This is a genomic window from Kineococcus sp. NPDC059986 (genome assembly GCF_040702905.1).
In the GTDB taxonomy this organism is placed as follows: domain Bacteria; phylum Actinomycetota; class Actinomycetes; order Actinomycetales; family Kineococcaceae; genus Kineococcus.
Genome location: NZ_JBFBND010000037.1, coordinates 25,730 through 44,601, shown reverse-complemented (window position 1 = coordinate 44,601; position 18,872 = coordinate 25,730). Strand labels below are relative to the sequence as shown.

General features: G+C 73.5%; 14 protein-coding genes and 1 tRNA gene. 5 read left to right on the top strand and 10 right to left on the bottom strand.

Features of this window, described 5'->3' with window-relative positions:
* Positions 1-88 precede the first annotated feature (88 nt).
* Positions 89-3,679, bottom strand: coding sequence for a transcription-repair coupling factor (gene mfd, locus AB0637_RS20925; protein ID WP_366174622.1), 3,591 nt, complete (start codon positions 3,677-3,679; stop codon positions 89-91).
* 148 nt (positions 3,680-3,827) lie between these two features.
* On the opposite strand from mfd, the gene AB0637_RS20920 reads away from it, so the two are divergent.
* Complete coding sequence (locus AB0637_RS20920; protein WP_366174621.1) at positions 3,828-5,621, top strand: DUF4012 domain-containing protein; 1,794 nt, start codon at positions 3,828-3,830, stop codon at positions 5,619-5,621.
* A 154-nt stretch (positions 5,622-5,775) separates the two neighbouring features.
* A complete protein-coding gene (locus AB0637_RS20915; RefSeq protein ID WP_366174620.1) occupies positions 5,776-6,120 on the top strand; it encodes a hypothetical protein in 345 nt (114 codons plus the stop codon).
* Positions 6,121-6,356: 236 nt separating this feature from the next.
* Here AB0637_RS20915 and pth read toward each other — a convergent pair whose 3' ends face one another.
* The 5 genes from pth to AB0637_RS20890 form a co-directional block, all read right to left on the bottom strand.
* A complete protein-coding gene (pth, locus tag AB0637_RS20910; protein ID WP_366174619.1) occupies positions 6,357-6,956 on the bottom strand; it encodes an aminoacyl-tRNA hydrolase in 600 nt (199 codons plus the stop codon).
* 29 nt (positions 6,957-6,985) lie between these two features.
* On the bottom strand, positions 6,986-7,645 hold the full coding sequence (locus AB0637_RS20905; protein ID WP_366174618.1) for a 50S ribosomal protein L25/general stress protein Ctc: 660 nt from the start codon (positions 7,643-7,645) through the stop codon (positions 6,986-6,988).
* A gap of 177 nt (positions 7,646-7,822) precedes the next feature.
* Positions 7,823-8,800, bottom strand: coding sequence for a ribose-phosphate diphosphokinase (locus AB0637_RS20900; RefSeq protein ID WP_366174617.1), 978 nt, complete (start codon positions 8,798-8,800; stop codon positions 7,823-7,825).
* Positions 8,797-10,293 carry a bifunctional UDP-N-acetylglucosamine diphosphorylase/glucosamine-1-phosphate N-acetyltransferase GlmU gene (gene glmU / locus AB0637_RS20895; RefSeq protein WP_366174616.1) on the bottom strand — a complete coding sequence of 499 codons (1,497 nt, stop codon included), beginning with the start codon at positions 10,291-10,293 and terminating at the stop codon, positions 8,797-8,799. The genes AB0637_RS20900 and glmU overlap by 4 nt, the downstream gene beginning before the upstream one ends.
* 133 nt (positions 10,294-10,426) lie before the next feature.
* A tRNA-Gln gene (locus AB0637_RS20890) sits at positions 10,427-10,498 on the bottom strand.
* A 108-nt stretch (positions 10,499-10,606) separates the two neighbouring features.
* On the opposite strand from AB0637_RS20890, the gene AB0637_RS20885 reads away from it, so the two are divergent.
* Positions 10,607-11,236 (top strand): TetR/AcrR family transcriptional regulator, encoded by a 630-nt coding sequence (locus AB0637_RS20885; protein WP_366174624.1) that lies wholly within the window; start codon positions 10,607-10,609, stop codon positions 11,234-11,236.
* Positions 11,237-11,331: 95 nt separating this feature from the next.
* Positions 11,332-11,799 carry a MarR family transcriptional regulator gene (locus tag AB0637_RS20880; protein ID WP_366174623.1) on the top strand — a complete coding sequence of 156 codons (468 nt, stop codon included), beginning with the start codon at positions 11,332-11,334 and terminating at the stop codon, positions 11,797-11,799.
* 22 nt (positions 11,800-11,821) lie between these two features.
* Here AB0637_RS20880 and AB0637_RS20875 read toward each other — a convergent pair whose 3' ends face one another.
* Positions 11,822-13,390: a sugar transferase gene (locus AB0637_RS20875; protein ID WP_366174615.1), complete on the bottom strand. Its 1,569-nt coding sequence runs from the start codon at positions 13,388-13,390 to the stop codon at positions 11,822-11,824.
* Between the two features lie 255 nt (positions 13,391-13,645).
* Between AB0637_RS20875 and AB0637_RS20870 the strand changes: the two genes are divergently transcribed.
* Positions 13,646-15,436 carry an ABC-F family ATP-binding cassette domain-containing protein gene (locus AB0637_RS20870; protein WP_366174614.1) on the top strand — a complete coding sequence of 597 codons (1,791 nt, stop codon included), beginning with the start codon at positions 13,646-13,648 and terminating at the stop codon, positions 15,434-15,436.
* Positions 15,437-15,646: 210 nt separating this feature from the next.
* Here AB0637_RS20870 and AB0637_RS20865 read toward each other — a convergent pair whose 3' ends face one another.
* Genes AB0637_RS20865 through AB0637_RS20855 form a run of 3 tightly spaced genes read right to left on the bottom strand, consistent with a single transcriptional unit; the run spans position 15,647 to position 18,620 of the window.
* Complete coding sequence (locus AB0637_RS20865) at positions 15,647-16,597, bottom strand: 4-(cytidine 5'-diphospho)-2-C-methyl-D-erythritol kinase (RefSeq protein WP_366174613.1); 951 nt, start codon at positions 16,595-16,597, stop codon at positions 15,647-15,649.
* Between the two features lie 11 nt (positions 16,598-16,608).
* A complete protein-coding gene (gene rsmA, locus AB0637_RS20860; RefSeq protein ID WP_366174612.1) occupies positions 16,609-17,475 on the bottom strand; it encodes a 16S rRNA (adenine(1518)-N(6)/adenine(1519)-N(6))-dimethyltransferase RsmA in 867 nt (288 codons plus the stop codon).
* Entirely contained in the window at positions 17,448-18,620 is a 1,173-nt protein-coding gene (locus AB0637_RS20855) for a ubiquitin-like domain-containing protein (protein ID WP_366174611.1), read from the bottom strand. Before AB0637_RS20855 ends, rsmA begins: the two co-directional genes overlap by 28 nt.
* Between the last annotated feature and the right edge of the window lie 252 nt (positions 18,621-18,872).

Here is an 18,872-nt window from a genome sequence, read left to right as displayed (position 1 = left end):
ACCCTCGTCCCTACGTCTGGGTCAAGACCGCCGAGCAGATCCTGGAGTCGCTCGGCGACTACTGCCAACGAATCATCGACTCACGACACTAGCCGCGCACCCCCGCCGCCGCGACGGAGGCGGACTGCTCCAGCAGGACGGCGTTCACGAACTCCGTCGCCCACGAGAGGATCTCCGCGTCCCGCAGCGGTTTGCCGCCGATGTGGGCCGTCATGGGGGCCGGCACGAGCGCGACGTCGAGCGCGGGTTTGAGGATCGTCCCCGGGTAGAGGCGCTTGAGGCGCAGTTCGCGCGACTCGGGCAGGTTCACCGGGGCGAACCGCACCTGCTTGCCCAGGAGCGCGACCTCCCGCAACCCGCCCTGGCGGGCGGCGATGCGGAACTTCGCGACCTCCAGCAGGTTGAGGACGGGCTGCGGCGGGGTGCCGTAGCGGTCGACCAGCTCACCGTGCAGGTCCACGAGGTCCTGGGCGGAGTCGGCGGCCGCCAGTCGCCGGTAGGCCTCGAGGCGCAACCGCTCCGAGGGCACGTAGTCGTGCGGCAGGTGCGCGTCGACGGGCAGCTCGATCTTGACCTCGGTGGGTTCGGGTTCGGCGTCCTCGTTCGCCGCACCGGGCACCTTGTTGCGCACGTCCGCGACGGCGTCGGCGACCATCCGCATGTAGAGGTCGAAACCGACCCCGGCGATGTGCCCCGACTGCTCCCCGCCGAGCATGTTCCCCGCCCCGCGGATCTCGAGGTCCTTCATGGCGACGGCCATGCCGGAGCCGAGGTCGGTGTGCTGGGCGATCGTCGCGAGCCGGTCGTGCGCCGTCTCGGTGAGGGGCTTCTCCGGCGGGAAGAGGAAGTAGGCGTACGCCCGCTCGCGGCCGCGGCCGACCCGGCCGCGCAACTGGTGCAGCTGCGAGAGCCCCATGGTGTCGGCGCGTTCGACGATGAGGGTGTTCGCGTTGGAAATGTCCAGCCCCGTCTCGACGATCGTCGTGCAGACGAGGACATCGAACCGCTTCTCCCAGAAGTCGACGACGACCTGCTCGAGGCGGTGCTCCCCCATCTGTCCGTGCGCCGTCGCGATGCGCGCCTCGGGCACCAGCTCCTTGAGCCGGGCCGCGGTGCGCTCGATCGAGGACACCCGGTTGTGCACGTAGAACACCTGTCCCTCGCGCAGCAGTTCACGTCGGATCGCCGCCGTGATCTGCTTCTCCTCCTGGCCCCCGACGTACGTCAGGACGGGGTGGCGCTCCTCCGGCGGGGTCGCCAGCGTCGACATCTCGCGGATGCCCGTCACGGCCATCTCCAGGGTGCGCGGGATCGGCGTGGCGCTCATGGCGAGCACGTCGACGTTGGTGCGCAACGTCTTCAGCGCCTCCTTGTGCTCCACGCCGAAGCGCTGCTCCTCGTCGACGATGACGAGGCCGAGGTCCTTGAACTTCACCTCCCCGGAGATGAGGCGGTGCGTGCCGATGACGACGTCGACGGACCCGTCGGCCAGGCCCGCCATCGTCTCCTTCGCGTCGCCGCCGGGGGTGAACCGCGAGAGCGGCTTGACCGACACGGGGAACTGCGCGTACCGCTCGGCGAACGTCTTGAAGTGCTGCTGCACGAGCAGCGTCGTGGGCACGAGGACGGCGACCTGCTTGCCGTCCTGGACGGCCTTGAACGCTGCCCGCAGCGCGATCTCCGTCTTGCCGTAGCCGACGTCGCCGCAGATCAGCCGGTCCATGGGGATCGGCTTCATCATGTCGGCCTTGACCTCGTCGATGCTGGCGAGCTGGTCGGGCGTCTCGACGTACGGGAAGGCGTCCTCGAGTTCGCGCTGCCAGGGCGTGTCGTCGCCGAACTGGAACCCCTTGGTCGCCATCCGCGCGGAGTAGAGCCGGATGAGGTCGCCGGCGATCTCCTTGACCGCCTTGCGCGCCTTGCTCTTGGTCTTGGCCCAGTCCGAGCCGCCCATCTTCGACAGCGTCGGCGCCTCGCCCCCGGTGTACCGGGTGACCTGGTCGAGGGTGTCGCTCGGCACGAACAACCGGTCCCCCGGCTGACCGCGCTTGCTGGCGGCGTACTCCAGCACGAGGTACTCGCGCGTGGCGCCCTGGATCGTGCGCTGGACCATCTCGACGAACCGGCCGATGCCGTGCTGCTCGTGCACGACGAAGTCACCCGGACGCAGCGACAACGGGTCGACGGCGTTGCGGCGACGGCGCGGGGCCATGCGCCGCATGTCCTTCGTCGACTGCCCGCCGACGCCGGTGATGTCGGACTCGGTGACGAGGGCCGTCTGGAGCGACTCGGCGACGAACCCGTGCTCGACGCTCGCCGTCGTCACGGTGACGACCGCGGGGGCCGGTTCCTCGACGAGGTCGTCGACCAAGCGCGCCGGGACGTCCTCGCCGGCCAGCATCTCCACGAGCCGCTTGGCGGGTCCGTGGCCCTCGGTCGTGACGACGATGCGCCAGCCCGCCGAGGCGAGGTCGCGCAGTTCGTGCAGCGCCTTCTCGGTCTCGCCGCGGTACCCGGCCACGTCCCGGGCGCCGACGCGCAGGATGCGGACGTCCTCGAGGTCGCGCAGCTCCTCGTCCTCGACGAGGGAGGTGAGGGACCACCACGGCCGGCCGGTCACCTCCGCGTGCGCCCGCACCTCGGCCAGCGTGGCGAAGGAGGAGGCCCCGAGGTCGACGGGCGTCTGCCCGCCGGCGGCCGCGTTCATCCACGCGGCGTCGAGGAACTCCGCGCCCGTGGCGACGAGGTCGTGGGCGCGAGCGCGGACCTTCTCGGGGTCGGCCAGCACGACGTGGGCCCCGGCCGGCAGGACGTCCAGCAGCGGTTCCATGCCGTCGACGAGGGCGGGGGCCAGCGACTCCATCCCCTCGACCGCGATGCCCTCGGCGAGCTTGGCCAGGACGTCGACGGCCCCGGGCAGCGTGGCCTGCAGGGCCCGGGCGCGTTCGCGGACCTCGTCGGTGAGGAGCAGCTCGCGGCAGGGCGGGGCCCACACACCGTCGGGTTCGGTCTCCAGCGAGCGCTGGTCGGCGACGGAGAAGGAGCGGACCTCCTCGACCTCGTCGCCGAAGAACTCCACGCGCAGCGGGTGCGGACGGGTGGGCGGGAAGACGTCGAGGATGCCGCCGCGGACGGCGAACTCCCCGCGCCGCTCCACCATGTCGACGCGGGCGTAGGCCGCGGCGGCCAGGGCCTCGACGGTCGCGTCGAGCCCCACCTCGTCACCGGGGCGCAGGCGGACGGGTTCGAGGTCGGCCAGGCCCTTGACCAGGGGCTGCAGGACGGCCCGGACGGGTGCCACGACGACGCGGACCTCGCCCGTCGTCGGGTCGTCGGACGAGGGGTGGGCCAGCCGGCGCAGCACCGCGAGCCGCTGGGCGACCGTGTCGCTGCGCGGGGAGAGCCGCTCGTGCGGCAGCGTCTCCCACGCCGGGAACTCCGCCACCGCCTCGTGCGGCAGGTAGCAGCGCAACCACGTGACCATGTCCTCGCACTCGCGGCCCGTCGCCGTCACGACGAGCAGGGGACGCTCGGCGGCGAAGGCCGCCAGCAGCGCGGGACGGACACCCGTCGGCGCGACGACGTCCAGGCCGCTGCTGCCGCCCTCGTGGGCGGTCTGGACGGCCGCGCGGACGGCGGGTTCGGTGCGCAGGACGTCGAGCAGGCCGGTGAGGCTCACGAACACTCCGGGGTGAGGGTCGAGCGGGTGGATCGAGGGTGTGCGTCGGGGGGTTGCGCGGTGCGTCCAGCCTACGACCGCCCTCCGACACGGGCCCGGTCGCGGCGAGGCCCCGGGTCCGGGCGGGCCCGCTCGCTACTGTCGCGACGTGTCCGGCACCGCAGAGCAGCCCGCCCTCGAGCCCGCCCGTCGCCGCGGACGGCGGCGCACGGGTGGTCGTCCGCCCGTCCTGCGCATCCTGCTGAGCCTGCTGCTGCTCCTCCTGCTGGCCTGGGCCGCGGCGGTCGCGGTCGCCGGTGTCCAGGCCGGCCGGGCCCTGCAGCGCGTCGCCGCCGAGGCACCGCGCCTCGAGGGCCAGGTGCGCGCCAAGGACTACGCCGGGGCGCGTGAGGGCGCCGCTCGGCTGGCCGACGACTCCGCCGCCGCCGACCGCGCCACGTCCCAGCTGCCCTACCGCCTGGCCACCCACCTGCCCTGGGTCGGCGCCCAGCTGAAGGCCGTGGGCGGCGGCGCGCACGCGGCCGCGCTGCTCACCGAGCCGCTCCCGCAGGCCCTCGGCGTCGTCGACGAGGTGCTCGGCCAGGGACTGGTGTCCGCCGACCGGACGGTCAACGTCGCCGGCGTGCAGGAGCTGACGCCGATCGTCCTGGACTACCAGACCCGGATCGAGGCGGCCCGGACCGCGCTGCACGACGGGGAGGGCCCGGAGGTGCTGTCCGCCATCAGCACGCGCCTGGACCCCGTGACGGCGCAGCTGGACCAGGCCTCGGGGCCGCTGCAGACGGCCTCGCAGGTGCTCCCGCAGCTGCCGGCGCTGCTCGGCGCCGACGGCCCGCGCACCTACCTCGTGGCCTTCACCAACCCCGCCGAGGTCCGGCCCGTGCAGGGCATCGTCGGCGCCTACGCCTACCTCTCCGTCGAGGGCGGGCGCATCGCGCTCACACGGACGGGGACGGACAACGACCTCTACGCGGCGCGCGCCGACGTCTCCCTCGTCGGCCAGGAGTTCCTCGGGCTCTACGGCCAGGACGCCGCGCGCGTCCAGAACGTCACGATGGGCGGCAGCGCCGCCGAGGCCGGGGTGCTCACCTCCTCCCTCGTGACGGTCGCCGGGCTGCCCACCCCGGACGTCGTCGTCTTCGTCGACCCCGTGGGTCTGGGGCAGCTGCTGGGCAGCGCCCACCCGCCGCTGCAGCTCGGGCCCTTCGGCGACGTCGCCACGGCGGACCTGGCCCGCACCCTCATGTACGACGCGTACGTGCGGTTCGGCACCGACCAGGACGCGCGGAAGGCCTTCCTCGCGGTGACCTCGGCCGCGGCCTTCGAGGCCGTCCTGTCCGACGGTCTGTCGACGGCGGCCCTCGACGGCGCCCGGGAGGCCGTGGACAGCGGGCACCTGGCCGTCTGGTCGAGCCGGCCGCAGGAGCAGTCGGCGCTCGTCGCGGCCGGCGTCGCCGGCGTGCTCGGGCCGCCCCGCGACGGCGTCGCCCGCGTCGGCCTGACCGGGGTCGTCCCCTCCAAGCTGGACTACTGGGTCGCACCGACCTTCACGGTGGCGCCGCCGTGCGCGGGGACCGGGACGACGACGAGCTCGATGTCCTTGTCCCTGGCCAACTCCGTGCCGGCCGACGTCCCGGCGTACGTGTCGAACGCCGCGGCGCCGCGGGCCGCGGACCGGCGCACGGCGGTCGAGACGGTGTCACTGTGGGTAGCTCCCTGGGTGGGGTTGGACCAGGTGACCGTCGACGGCCGGCCCGTCGCGGCCGCCGTCGACAGCGAGGGCGGCTGGCGGCTCGTGCGCGTCACGGTGTCCGTGCGCCCCGGGACGTCGACGACGGTGGAGTGGCGCTTCTCCGGCGCGGCCGACGCGCTCCCCCGCACCGTCGACGGGCCGACGACGGCCACCGCACCGAGAGTCACCACGAGCAGCTGTACTCCGTAGGTGTTCACCCGAACGTGTTGAAGTCGTCACTCCTGTCACAGGACGCGCCGCGGATAGGGCCGATCGGCTGGACTCGGGGGTGACGTTCCGTCATCCTGGGGTCCGCCTCGCGATCACAGGGTTCGCTGGGCATTCGAAGTGGGGGGAAACCACCGTGCGCAAGACCACCGTCCGACTGGCTGCTGCCGGGGCTCTGACCGTCGCCGCTCTGGGCGCCACCTCCGGGGCGGCCCTCGCGAGCACCAGCTACGTCCCGTCGACCCCGACGCCCACCGTCTCCGACGTCGTCACCCCGTCGGCCAGCCCGACGACCGGCGGCTCGACCCCGGGCGCGTCCGTCTCCCGCACCACCACCCCGGCCGCCGTCGGCGGGTCGAACGGCGAGCTGGCCTACACCGGCGCCGACGTCCTGCCCTGGGCCGCGGCCGGCACCGTGCTCGTCCTCGGTGGTGCCGCCATGGTCATCGCGGGTCGCCGCAAGCCTGGTCGCTCGCACTGACCTGCTGAACCGCACCGCACGAACGACGAAGGGCCGCCGGGATCCCACCCGGCGGCCCTTCGTCGTTCCGGTGGCCGCGTCCGGTGTTCCCGGAGGGCACGTGGAGTTCCAGCCCAGCGGTCGCCTGGACGAACCGGACGTCACGGTGCACGCAGGCGGTTTCCGGCGGGACGGATCGCGTGTCCGGCGCCGCGCACCGGGAGGCCGGGGTTCTTCTGCGGTGAGGTCCGGAGCTCTCAGCCGGCGGGGGCGTGGAACTTCTGCTGCGCCGCCTCGAGCCCCTCGAGGAGGAGTCTCTCGACGGCGTCGGCGGCGTCCATGAGCAGGAAGGGCAGGTCCTTCTTCTCCGTGCTCGAGAACTCCTTGAGCACGAAGTCGGCGGGGTCCTGCCGACCCGGGGGGCGGCCGATGCCGACCCGCACCCGGGCGTACTCCTTTTCCCCCAACGACTTCGAGATCGAGCGGAGACCGTTGTGGCCCCCCTCGCCGCCGCCGCGCTTGAGGCGGACGGCGCCGAAGTCGATGTCGAGCTCGTCATGCAGGACGACGATCCGCTCGACGGGGACGTCGAAGTAGTTCGCCAGTCCGGCGACGGGGCCACCGGAGACGTTCATGTACGACGTGGGGGCCGCGAGGACGGTCCGCGGCCCGGGGGCACCGCCGGGCAGGACGCCGAGGCGGACCTCGGCGACCCTGGCCCCGGACCGGTGCTTCTTGAAGGAACCCCCCGTGCGCGACGCCAGCTCGTCGAGCACCATCTGGCCGACGTTGTGCCGGGTGCGCTCGTACTCGGCGCCGGGGTTTCCCAGGCCGACGACGAGCCAGGCGTCGCTCACGGGGTGCGGTCCTCCGTCAGGGGTGGGGCTCAGGACTCGTCGGACTCGGACTTCTCCTCGGCCGGGGTCTCGGCGGCCTCGGAGTCGGACTCCTCGCGCACGATGCCGGCCTCGGCCTCGGCGGCCTCGAGCTCGGCCTCGACCTGGGCGGCGGTGGCGGCGGCGCTGACGACGACGACGAGCTGCTCGGGGTCACCGGCGAGGGTGACACCGGAGGGCAGCTGCACGTCCGAGGCGGCGAGCTGGGCGCCGGCCTCGAGGCCCTCGACGGACGCGGTGAGGGAGGCGGGGATGTGCGTGGCCTCGGCCTCGACGGACAGGGTCGTCAGCTCCTGCTGGACGACGGTCTCCGGGCCCGCTTCGCCCTCGACGTGGACGGGCACGTCCACGACGACCTTCTCGCCGCGGCGCACGACGAGCAGGTCGACGTGCTCGATGAAGCCCTTGATCGGGTCGCGCTGGACGTCCTTGGGCAGCGTCAGGTGCGACACGCCGTCGACGTCGATGTCGAGCAGCGCGTTGGAGGCGCGCAGCGCGAGCAGCGTCTCGTGGCCCGGGAGGGTGATGTGCAGCGGCGCCTCACCGTGGCCGTAGACGACCGCGGGGATCTTCGCGGCGCGACGGATGGTGCGGGCGGCGCCCTTGCCGAAGCTGGTGCGCTTCTCGGCGGTGAGCTTGGTCTCGGCCATGGTGGTGGTCTCCTCGATCTCGGGACGGACGGCGTGCAAAGGCCCCGGGAGAGAACGACGACTCATCCACCGCGTCGATCACGGTGTCCGCTCGACCTGGACCGAGCGTCACCCTCGCCGAGGCAACCGGCGGTGAGTCTACCCGCTCCGCCGGTCACCTCCGTGCTCAGGCGGCGGTCAGCTGTGGCCGTCGAAGAGCGAGGTGACCGACCCGTCGTCGAAGACCTCACGGATGGCGCGCGCCAGCAGCGGGGCGATCGAGAGCACCGTCAGCTGCGGGAACTGCTGGGACTCCGAGATGGGCAGCGTGTTGGTCACGACCAGCTCGGAGATCGGCGAGTTCTTCAGGCGGTCGACGGCCGGACCGGACAGCACGGCGTGCGTGGCGGTCGCGATGACGTCGGCGGCGCCGTTGGCCTTGAGCGCCTCGGCGGCCTGGACGATCGTGCCGGCCGTGTCGATGAGGTCGTCGACGAGGACGCACGTGCGGCCCTCGACGTCACCGACGACCTCGTGCACCTTCACCTGGTTCGGCACGTTCGGGTCGCGGCGCTTGTGGATGATCGCCAGCGGGGCACCGAGGCGGTCCGACCACAGGTCGGCGACGCGCACGCGGCCCGCGTCGGGCGAGACGATGGTGATGTTGGAGCGGTCGACGCGCTTGCCGACGTGGTCGGCGAGCAGCGGCAGCGCCCACAGGTGGTCGACGGGACCGTCGAAGAACCCCTGGATCTGGGCGGTGTGCAGGTCGACCGACATGAGGCGGTCGGCCCCGGCCGTCTTGAACATGTCCGCGATGAGGCGGGCCGAGATCGGCTCGCGCCCACGGCCCTTCTTGTCCTGCCGCGCGTAGCCGTAGAACGGCGCGACGACCGTGATCCGCTTGGCGGACGCCCGCTTGAGGGCGTCGACCATGATGAGGTGCTCCATGATCCACTGGTTGACGTTCGCCGTGTGGCTCTGGATGACGAACGCGTCCGAACCGCGGACGCTCTCCTCGAACCGGACGTAGATCTCGGAGTTGGCGAAGTCGTAGGCGCTCGTCGGGACGAGCTCGGCCCCCAGCGCGGAGGAGACCTCCTCCGCCAGTTCCGGGTGCGCACGCCCGGAGATGAGGACCATCCGCTTCTCGCCCGTGGTGGTGATGCCGGTCATCGGTCGGTCTCCTGCCCTTCGGCCTCGCCCACGGTGGGGCCTTCGTCCACGGCCCGCTGCGCCGCCTGGGCCGCGGGAGTTCCTGCACGCTTCTCGACGGTCCAGCCCTCGAGGTTGCGCTGGGGGGCGACGCTGATCGCGAGCGCCCCGGGGGGCACGTCCTTGCGGATCACGGTGCCGGCCCCGGAGTAGGCGCCGTCGCCGACGGTGACCGGCGCGACGTACATGTTGTCGGACCCCATCCGGACGTGGTCGCCGATGGTGGTGTGCGACTTGGTGACGCCGTCGTAGTTCACGAAGACGGAGGCGGCCCCGATGTTGGAGTGCTCCCCGATCGTGGCGTCGCCCACGTAGGACAGGTGCGGCACCTTCGACCCGCGCCCGATGCGGGCGTTCTTGGTCTCCACGAAGGTGCCGATCTTGCCGTCGTCGCCGAGCCGGGTCCCGGGTCGCAGGTACGCGAACGGTCCGACGTGCGCCCCGGCGCCGAGGACGGCCGAGCTGCCGTGGGTGCGTTCGACGACCGCGCCCGCCCCGACCTCGACGTCGGTCAGGGTGGTGTCGGGGCCGACGACCGCCCCGGTCCCGACGCGCGTGGACCCGTGCAGCTGCACCCCGGGCCGCAGGGTCACGTCCTGGGCGAGCTCGACGTCGGCGTCGACCCACGTCGTGGCGGGGTCGAGGACGGTGACGCCGGCCAGCATCCAGCGGCGCAGCGTGCGGCGGTTGGCCTCGGCGGCGAGCTCGGCGAGCTGGGCGCGGTCGTTGACGCCGCGGATCTCCCACTCGTCGCTCAGGGCGAGGGCCTCGACGCGGCCGCCGTCGGCGCGCAGCAGGGCCAGGACGTCCGTCAGGTAGACCTCGCCCGCGGCGTTGTCGCGACCCACCCGGGCCAGGGCGCCCCGCAGCGCGGCCGCCTCGAAGGCGTAGATGCCGGAGTTGACCTCGCGCACGGCGCGCTGGTCCGCCGTCGCGTCCTTCTGCTCGACGATGGCGCTCACGCCGGCGTCGTCGCGCAGGACGCGGCCGTAGCCGGTGGGGTCCTCGAGCTCCGCGGTGAGGACGGTCATCGCGTTGCCGCCCTGCGTGTGGGCCTGCACGAGGCGGCTCAGCGTGGCCCCGGACAGCAGGGGGACGTCGCCGTAGGTGACCAGGACGGTGCCGATCAGGTCGGCGGGCAGGACGTCCAGCCCGCACTGGACGGCGCGGCCCGTCCCGGGGACGTCGTCCTGCAGGGCGGTGGTCACGGCGGGGTCGGTCTCGCGCACGGCGGCGGCGACGACCTCGGCCTGGTGCCGCAGGACGACGACCAGGTGGTCGGGGCCGACCTCGCCGGCCGCGCGCAGCGCGTGGGCGAGGAGGGGGCGGCCCCCGAGGGAGTGCAGCACCTTCGGCGTCGCGGACTTCATCCGGGTGCCCTCACCGGCCGCGAGCACGATGACGGCTGCGGGGGTCGGGGGTGGGAGGGCGGTGGCTGACGGTGCGGTGGTCACGCGGGGCGCGCTCCTCGCGGCTCGTCCAGTCGGCTCGTCCGGCTCCCTCGCGGGATCCCGGGCCTGCGCCGGCCGGTGGCGTCGACGGACAGGGGCGAGGATATCCGCCCCCGCGACCCCGCCGGGACCACCGCTCCCGGGAGAGGATTCGAACCCCTACTGGACGGGACCAAAACCCGCCGTGCTGCCGTTACACCACCCGGGACAGCGTCGTGCCCGACCATCCTGCCAGTTCCGGCGGCGCTCCCCCCGGAGGGGCCGGACCCCCGTCCGGCAGGATGGGACCGTGACCCCCGGCCGCCCCCGCTCCCGCATGACGGGTGGCGAACGCCGTGAGCAGCTCATCGGCGTGGGGCGCTCGCTGTTCGCGTCCAAGGGCGTCGAGGGGACGACCGTGGAGGAGATCGCCGCCGCGGCGGGGGTGTCCAAACCCGTGGTGTACGAGCACTTCGGCGGCAAGGAGGGGCTCTACGCGGTCGTCGTCGACCGGGAGATCGCGGCACTGCTCGGGGCCATCACGCGCTCGCTGTCCGGGCGCGGGTCACCGCGCACCCTGCTGGAGCGGGCCACGATCGCGCTGCTGGACTACATCGAGTTCTCGACCGAGGGGTTCCGCATCCTCGTGCGCGACTCCCCCGTCGCGCAGACGACGGGCACCTTCGCGAGCCTCATCTCCGACATCGCCCGGCAGGTCGAGCACCTGCTCGTCGACGCCTTCGCCGCACGCGGCTACGCCCCGGAGCGGTCCGGCATGTACGCGCAGATGCTCGTCGGGATGGTGGCGATGACGGGCCAGTGGTGGCTGGACACGCGCGAGCCCGCGAAGGAGGAGGTGGCCGCCCACCTCGTGAACCTCGCCTGGAACGGGCTCACCGGCCTCGAGGCCGAACCGCGGCTGTCGACGCGCGCCCGCCCCGCACCCACCGTGGGGCCCGCGCTGTGACCCTCCCCCGCGATGCCCGCGATGCCCGCGATGCCCGCGATGCCCGCGATCCCCTCGAACCGGTCGGGGACGCCCCCACGGACGAGGTCGACCTCATCGTGGCGGCGTGGCGCCGCGAGGCGCCCCAGCTCGACGTCGAGCCGCTCGAGGTCCTGTCCCGCGTCGCCCGCCTGGCCCGGCACCTGGACCGGCTGCGCCGCGGCGCCTTCAGCGCCCACGACCTCGAGACGTGGGAGTTCGACGTCCTCGCCGCCCTGCGCCGCGCCGGCGCGCCGCACGAGCTGTCGCCCGGTCAGCTCCTCGTGGAGACCCTCGTGACGAGCGGGACGATGACCAACCGGGTCGACCGGCTCGTCACGCGCGGGCTCGTGGAGCGCCGCCCGGACCCGGGTGACCGGCGCAGCGTGCGGGTCCGGCTCACGCCCGCGGGCTCCGCCGTCGTCGACGCGGCCCTGGCCGACCTCGTGGAGGCCGAGCACCGGATGCTGGACGTCCTGGGACGCGAAGAGCGCCGAGCACTCGCGACGCTGCTGCGTCGGGTGTCGGCGCCCTTCGAGGGGTGATCCCCGGGTCGTCGGGTGGGGCTCAGTAGGCCCCGCGACCGCGGAGCACGGCCCCGGCGGTCTTCCACAGGATCATGAAGTCGAACGTGAAGGACCAGTTCTCGACGTAGCGGACGTCGAGACGGACCGACTCGTCCCAGTCGAGGTCGCTGCGGCCGTTGATCTGCCACAGCCCGGTGAGACCGGGCTTGACGAGCAGGCGGCGACGCATGTCGTAGCCGTACTCGTCGACCTCCTTCTGCAGCGGCGGCCGCGGGCCGACGAGGGACATCTCGCCGCGGACCACGTTGATGAGCTGCGGCAGCTCGTCGATCGAGTAGCGGCGCAGGATGCGGCCGATGCGCGTGATGCGCGGATCGACCTTCATCTTGAACAGGACGCCGTTGCCGTCGGTGGACTCGCGCAGGTCGATGAGCAGCTTCTCCGCGTCGGTGACCATCGAGCGGAACTTCATCATCGGGAAGGTCTTGCCGTCCTTGCCGACGCGCTGCTGCTGGAAGAAGACGGGGCCCTTGCTGTCGACCTTGATCGCGATCGCCAGGGCCAGGAACAACGGGCTGAGGACCACGAGGGCCAGACCGGCGCTGACGCGGTCGACCGTCGTCTTGGCCAGGCGGCGGACGCCTTCGAGCTCGGGGCGCTCGACGTGCAGCAGCGGCAGACCGCAGACGGGCCGGATCGCCACGCGCGGACCGATGACCTCGGTGAGCGCCGGGGCGACGACGAGGTCGGCGCGGGTGGCCTCCAGCTCCCAGCCGAGCCGGCGCAGGCCGGGGCCGTCGAGCTCGGGGCAGGCGGTGACGGCCACGACGTCGGCGTCCACGCTCGTCACGGCGTGACGGACGTCGTCGAGGCTGCCGATGACGGGGATGCCGAGCTCGCGCAGCTCGGCGTCGTCCTCGGCGCTGCCGCGACCGCCGGGGACGCAGGCCCCGACGATCCGCATGCCGTGGTAGCTGGCGCGGTGCAGCTGGCGGGCCATGCCGGCGACGGCGGCGCGGTGGCCGACGGCGACGACGGTCTGGCTGGCCTCGCCGCGGGTGCGGCGGGCGTGCAGCTGCTGGCGCAGCGCGTACCGGCCGATGAGCGTGAAGAGGATCGCGATCGGGAAGGCGACGACGACGTAGCCGCGGGCGATCTCGAGCCCGAAGGCCCACGAGCTCGTGCCCACGAGGGCGACGACGGCGAGCCCGGCGGTCAGGACGCGGTGGAACTCCTCGGACCCGACCCCGAGGAAGCGCGGCTCGTAGGTGCGCAGGGCGCCCATGGCCACGACCCACAGGACCGGCAGCAGGACGGCGCACGCGACGACCGCGCGGCCGGAGGTGAGGTTGAGGTCGGCGGGCGAGCCGTTGAAGCGGGCGAAGAAGCCCACGAAGGCCGCGAGGGCGGCGGACAGGGCGTCCGTCGCGACGATCTTCTGGACGTAGGTGCGCTGCCACGCCGGGGTGCGCTCGGCGAACCCGAGGCTGCCGCGCTGGCGCGGGACGAGCAGACGTTCGCGACGCACGGCGTCAGCGGTTCCGTCTGCGGGTGAGGTGCCGAGCAGCTGGTCGTCGATCTCGCCTCGGGCCGTTCTGGCCCCAGGCACGTCGCTGATGCTCAAAGTCCCCCCTGGACTGGTGCGTCGCCCACCGGTCACCGGGGGCGGCACCGCGGAGCCGCCCCCACGGGACCAGCGGTGCGTGGCACAGAGTAGGGGAAGGCCACCCGAACGACGCAAGGGGTGACAGCCTCCGTGACCGCAGCCCTGCAGGAATCGACCGGATGGGCTCACCCGTTCGACGCAATGGTCATCGAAGATCGCAGAGAGTGATCGGACCGTTCAGGCGCCTACCCTGGTGGGGTGGCACACCTGCTCGGCGGCGAAGCGCTCCGTCTCGAACACCCCACCCGCGTCGTCTTCGACTCCCTCACCCTCGGCGTCGACGAGGGCGACCGCATCGGCGTCGTGGGCCGCAACGGCGACGGCAAGTCCAGCCTGCTCGGGCTCCTGGCCGGTCGCCAGGCCCCCGACGCCGGACGGGTGACCCGCCGCGGCGGTGTGCGGGTGGGGGTCCTGGACCAGACCGACGACCTCGACTCCGACGCGACCGTCGGCCACAGCGTCGTCGCCGACACCGACGAGCACGTCTGGGCCGGTGACCCGAAGGTCCGCGACGTCATCAGCGGCCTCGTCAGCGACATCGCGTGGGACGCCCGCGTCGGCGACCTCTCCGGTGGTCAGCGCCGTCGCGTGGCCCTCGCGGCCGTCCTCGTCGGCGACTGGGACGTCCTGCTGCTCGACGAGCCCACCAACCACCTCGACGTCGAGGGCATCGCCTGGCTCGCCGGGCACCTGAAGACCCGCTGGAGCCCGACCGACGGCGCCCTGCTCGTCGTGACGCACGACCGCTGGTTCCTCGACGAGGTGTGCACGACGACGTGGGAGGTCCACGACCGGATCGTCGAACCGTTCGAGGGCGGGTACGCCGCCTACGTCCTGCAGCGCGTCGAACGCGACCGGCAGGCCGCCTCGGCCGAGGCCAAGCGGCAGAACCTCATGACCAAGGAGCTGGCCTGGCTCCGCCGCGGTGCCCCGGCGCGCACGTCGAAGCCGAAGTTCCGCATCGACGCCGCCAACGCCCTCATCGCCGACGTCCCCCCGCCGCGCGACCGCGTGCAGCTGTCCCGCCTGGCCACCGCCCGCCTCGGCAAGGACGTCGTCGACCTGCTCGACGTGTCGGTCTCGTTCGGGGACAAGCACGTGCTGCGCGACGTCGAGTGGCGCATCGCCCCCGGCGAGCGGACGGGGATCCTGGGCGCCAACGGGTCCGGCAAGTCCACCCTGCTGTCGCTGGTCGCGGGTCTGCGGCAGCCGACGGAGGGCCGGGTCAAGACCGGGTCGACCGTGCGCATCGGCATCCTCGACCAGCAGTTCCGGGAACTGGCCGACATCGCCGACGATCGCGTCCGCGAGGTCCTCGCCCGGACGCAGACGACGTTCCAGGTCGACGGCAAGGAGATGACACCCGCGCAGCTGCTGGAGCGGCTCGGGTTCGCCCGCGAGCACCTGTCCGCCCGCGTCGGGGAGCTGTCCGGTGGCCAGGCGCGGCGCCTGCACCTGCTGCTCGTGCTGCTGTCCGAGCCGAACGTGCTCATCCTCGACGAACCCACCAACGACCTCGACGTCGACATGCTCGCCGCCATGGAGGACGTGCTCGACACCTGGCCGGGCACCCTCCTCGTCGTCTCGCACGACCGGTACTTCGTCGACCGGGTCACCGACCAGCAGTACGCCGTCCTCGAGGGCCGGCTGCGGCACCTCCCGGGCGGGTTCGAGGAGTACCTGCGGCTGCGCGCGGCGGGGGTGGGCGCGGCACCGACGGCGACCCCGGCGAGCGCGGCTCCCGCGTCCGAGCCGACCGCGGGTCTGAGCGGAGCGGACCTGCGCGCCGCGCAGAAGGAGATGACGGCCGCCGAACGCCGCCTCGACAAGCTCACGGGCCAGATCGCGGCGCTGCACGAGAAGATGGCCGCCGCCGACCCCTCCGACTACGCGGGGACCATGGAACTCGACGGCAAGCTCAAGGAGCTCGAGGCCGAGGTCGCGACGCTCGAGGAGCGCTGGCTGGAGCTGTCCGAACTCGTCGCCTGAGCGGGCGGTCGCCCGCCGGTGCGTTGCGGTTCAGCACCTCCTGGCGCCGGGGGCGTGTCGGAACGGCGCACACCGGATCGAGGGCTGGACCGGTACGTTCCGACCCGGTCCCGGCACACGAGCGGATCGGAACGTACCGGTCCAGCGCCGCTCGCCCACGACGCGAGCACGAGGTCACGCGTCCTGCCGAGGGCCTGACAACCCGCGCCCTCAGGCCACGGCCTCCAGGACGCGGGCGCCGACGGCGGGCCCGGAGGCGGTCCGCAGCCGCCCCTGGCCCACGGCCGGTGCCAGCGCGGCGGCGACGTCCCGCGCGGCGGTGGCCGACTCCGCGAGCAGCGCCACGGTCGGCCCGGAGCCCGACACGACGGCGCCGAGGGCCCCGGCGGCCCGACCGGCGTCCAGGGTGCGGGTCAGCTGCGGGGCGAGGGTGCAGGCGGCGTCGGCGAGGTCGTTCGACAGGGCGGCCGCGAGGACGGCCGGGTCGCCGTCGCGCAGCGCCGCCTCGACGGCCTCCAGCCGCCCGTCGGCCCCCGGCCCGGACCAGCCCGGTCCGCGCTGCCGGTCGCACTCGGCGAAGACGCGGGGCGTGGACAGACCGGTCGGGTCGAGGACGAACACCCAGTGGAACGCGCCGCGGGTGAGGACGGGGACGAGCTGCTCACCGCGGCCGGTGCCGACGGCGGTGCGCCCGTGCAGGCCGAAGGGCACGTCGGAGCCGAGTTCGGCCCCCAGGGCGGCGAGCCCGTCGAGGCCCGTGTGCAGCTGCCACAGCGCGTCGCACGCGACGAGGGCCGCGGCGGCGTCCGCGGACCCCCCGGCCATCCCGCCGGCGACGGGGACCTCCTTGCGCACGTGCAGGTGCACGGGGTCGTCGACGCCGGCGCGTTCGGCGAGCAGCCGGGCCGCGCGCAGGGCGAGGTTCGTGCCGTCCAGGGGGACGCCGGACACGTCGGTGCCGTCCGCACCCTCCACGGTGACGCCCCAGGTGTCGGCGGGCGTGGCGGTGACGTCCTCGTGCAGCGCCACGGCCTGGAACACCGTCACGAGGTCGTGGAACCCGTCGTCGCGCAGGGGACCCACCTGCAGCAGCAGGTTGACCTTGGCGGGGGCGCGTGCGGTGACGCCGGGACGGTTCGACGTGGGGACGGAGGGCGGCACGGGGACCGACCCTAGTGTCCCGCCTCGGCGATCCGCGCGAAGTCGCCGACGGTGAGCTGCTCCCCGCGCGACTGCGGGTCGACGCCGGCGGCGCGCAGCACCTCTTCGGCCCGGACCGGGGACCCCGCCCACGTCGCCAGGGCCGCGCGCAACGTCTTGCGGCGCTGGGCGAAGGCGGCGTCGACGACGGCGAAGACCTGCTCGCGCGTCGCGGTCGTCGGCGGTGCGGGACGGCGGGTGAAGGCGACGAGACCGGAGTCCACTCGCGGCACGGGCCAGAACACCGGCGGCGGGACGGACCCGGCGCGCCGGGCCTCGGCGTACCACGCCGTCTTGACGCTGGGGACGCCGTAGGTGCGGCTGCCCGGGCCGGCCACGAGCCGGTCGGCGACCTCGGACTGCACCATGACGACACCGCTGCGGAGGGAGTCGAACCGCTGCAGCATCGTCAGCAGCACGGGGACGGCGACGTTGTAGGGCAGGTTCGCGACGAGCGCCGTCGGCGGGGGGCCGGGCAGCTCCTGCACCTGGACGGCGTCGGCGAGCACGACGTCGAAGGACGTGCCCTCACGCGCCCGATCGCGGACGGTGCTCGGCAGCTCGGCCGCGAGCACGGGGTCGATCTCGACGGCGACGACGCGGTCGGCCACCTCGAGGAGGGCCAGGGTCAGCGAGCCGAGCCCGGGGCCGACCTCGACCACCACGTCGGTGGCGGTGAGGTCGGCGACCCGGACGATGCGGCGCACCGTGTTGGCGTCGACGACGAAGTTCTGGCCGAGCTGCTTCGTCGGGCGGACGCCGAGCTTGTCGGCCAGCTCCCGGACGTCGCGGGCCGAGAGGAGGGAACTGGTCAGAGGTTCTTGCCGCACACGGGCCATTGTCCGGCACCGGCGCGCTGGTACAGCAGCTTGGCGCGGTAGGTCTGCTCCGACGCCGAGGCCTGGCTCGGCAGGCCGCTGCCGCCGACGGCACGCCAGGTCTGGACCGAGAACTGGTACAGGCCGTGGTACTTGCCGCTGCCGGAGACGATCGACGGGTTGCCACCGGACTCGCAGCGGGCCAGCGCAGCCCAGTTGAGGGAGTCGACGCCGCCACCGACGGACCCGCCGCCACCGCCACCACCGCTGGAGGCGGGGGCCGGGGCGGGTGCCGGGGCCGGCTTGGCCTTCGTGCCGACCTGGACGACCTCGTCGACGGGGGCCGCGTCCACGACCTCGCCCGTCGCGGTGTGCTCGGCGCGGACGCCGTCGCGGAACAGGTCGTCGAAGGTCACGGTCTTCGAGCCGTCGACGCCCGGGGTGGTGACCTTCTTCTCACCGGTGAAGAGCTGGTCCGTCTGCTCGGTGCGGCTGCCGTGCGGGATCGCCACCGTCTCGGTGCTGGTGGAGCGGTCGACGCGCACGACGGTGACGGTCATGCCGGCGGCCAGCGGGTCCTTGCCGGCGTTGGACATCTCGTCACCGGGGCGCATCGTCACGCCGGCCTCGGCGAGCAGGGCGTCGACGTCGGCCGCGGTGCTGGTGAGCTGGCGCGTCTTTCCGTCGGCGACGAGGGTCACGGCCTTGGGGGTGGTGACGTCGACGGACAGGCCCTGGCGTCCCAGCGGTTCGGAGCGCGAGGCGGAGAGCTTGGCGCCGTCGGCGCGGACGTCGAGGTCGGCGAGGGCCGCGTCGACGGTCTGGGCGGTCGTCCAGTAGGTCTTCGTCTGGCCGTCGACGGTGAGGGTCAGCTGCCGGCCGAAGCGGACGACGATCGTCTGGCCGTCCTTCAGCTCGGTGTTCGCGGCGGGGGCCACGATGTCGTGCTCGCCGACGGTGATGCCCTTGTCGGCGAGGACGTCGCCGACGGTGCCCCCGAAGGCGCTGGCCTGGGTGCGCTGCCCGTCGGCGTCGATGACGACGTCCTTGTCGAGGGTCGTGAAGGCGACCGTGCCGCCGACCACCGCCGCGAGGCAGGTGCCGCCCGCGACGAGCCGGACCGTGCGGGAGGTGTTGCGGGCAGCGGAGACCAGGGGGAACGGCACGAGAGGTCCTTCGACGATGTGCCCGGGCACGAGGTCTGGACGCGAGCGCGCCCCTCGGGGGGACCCCCGTCCCCAGGTGCAGCGCGTGGTCCGGCCACCTCGATCCGGCCGACTGGAGCGGACCGTAACCGCTCCGAGACCTCTTCGACAAGCTCCCGTGATCCCTGAACACGCTCCGGCACCGTGGGCGGTGCTCCACCCGACTGGATCTGCACCCGTTGCGCCGATCGGGTGAACTCGGCGACCACGAGC

Coding starts and splice junctions, on each gene's coding strand:
- AB0637_RS20885 (WP_366174624.1), top strand. CDS start 10,607: ATGACGGGTGGCGAACGCCGTGAGCAGCTCATCGGCGTGGGGCGCTCG.
- AB0637_RS20900 (WP_366174617.1), bottom strand. CDS start 8,800: ATGACCGGCATCACCACCACGGGCGAGAAGCGGATGGTCCTCATCTCC.
- rsmA (WP_366174612.1), bottom strand. CDS start 17,475: ATGGCCCGTGTGCGGCAAGAACCTCTGACCAGTTCCCTCCTCTCGGCC.
- AB0637_RS20905 (WP_366174618.1), bottom strand. CDS start 7,645: ATGGCCGAGACCAAGCTCACCGCCGAGAAGCGCACCAGCTTCGGCAAG.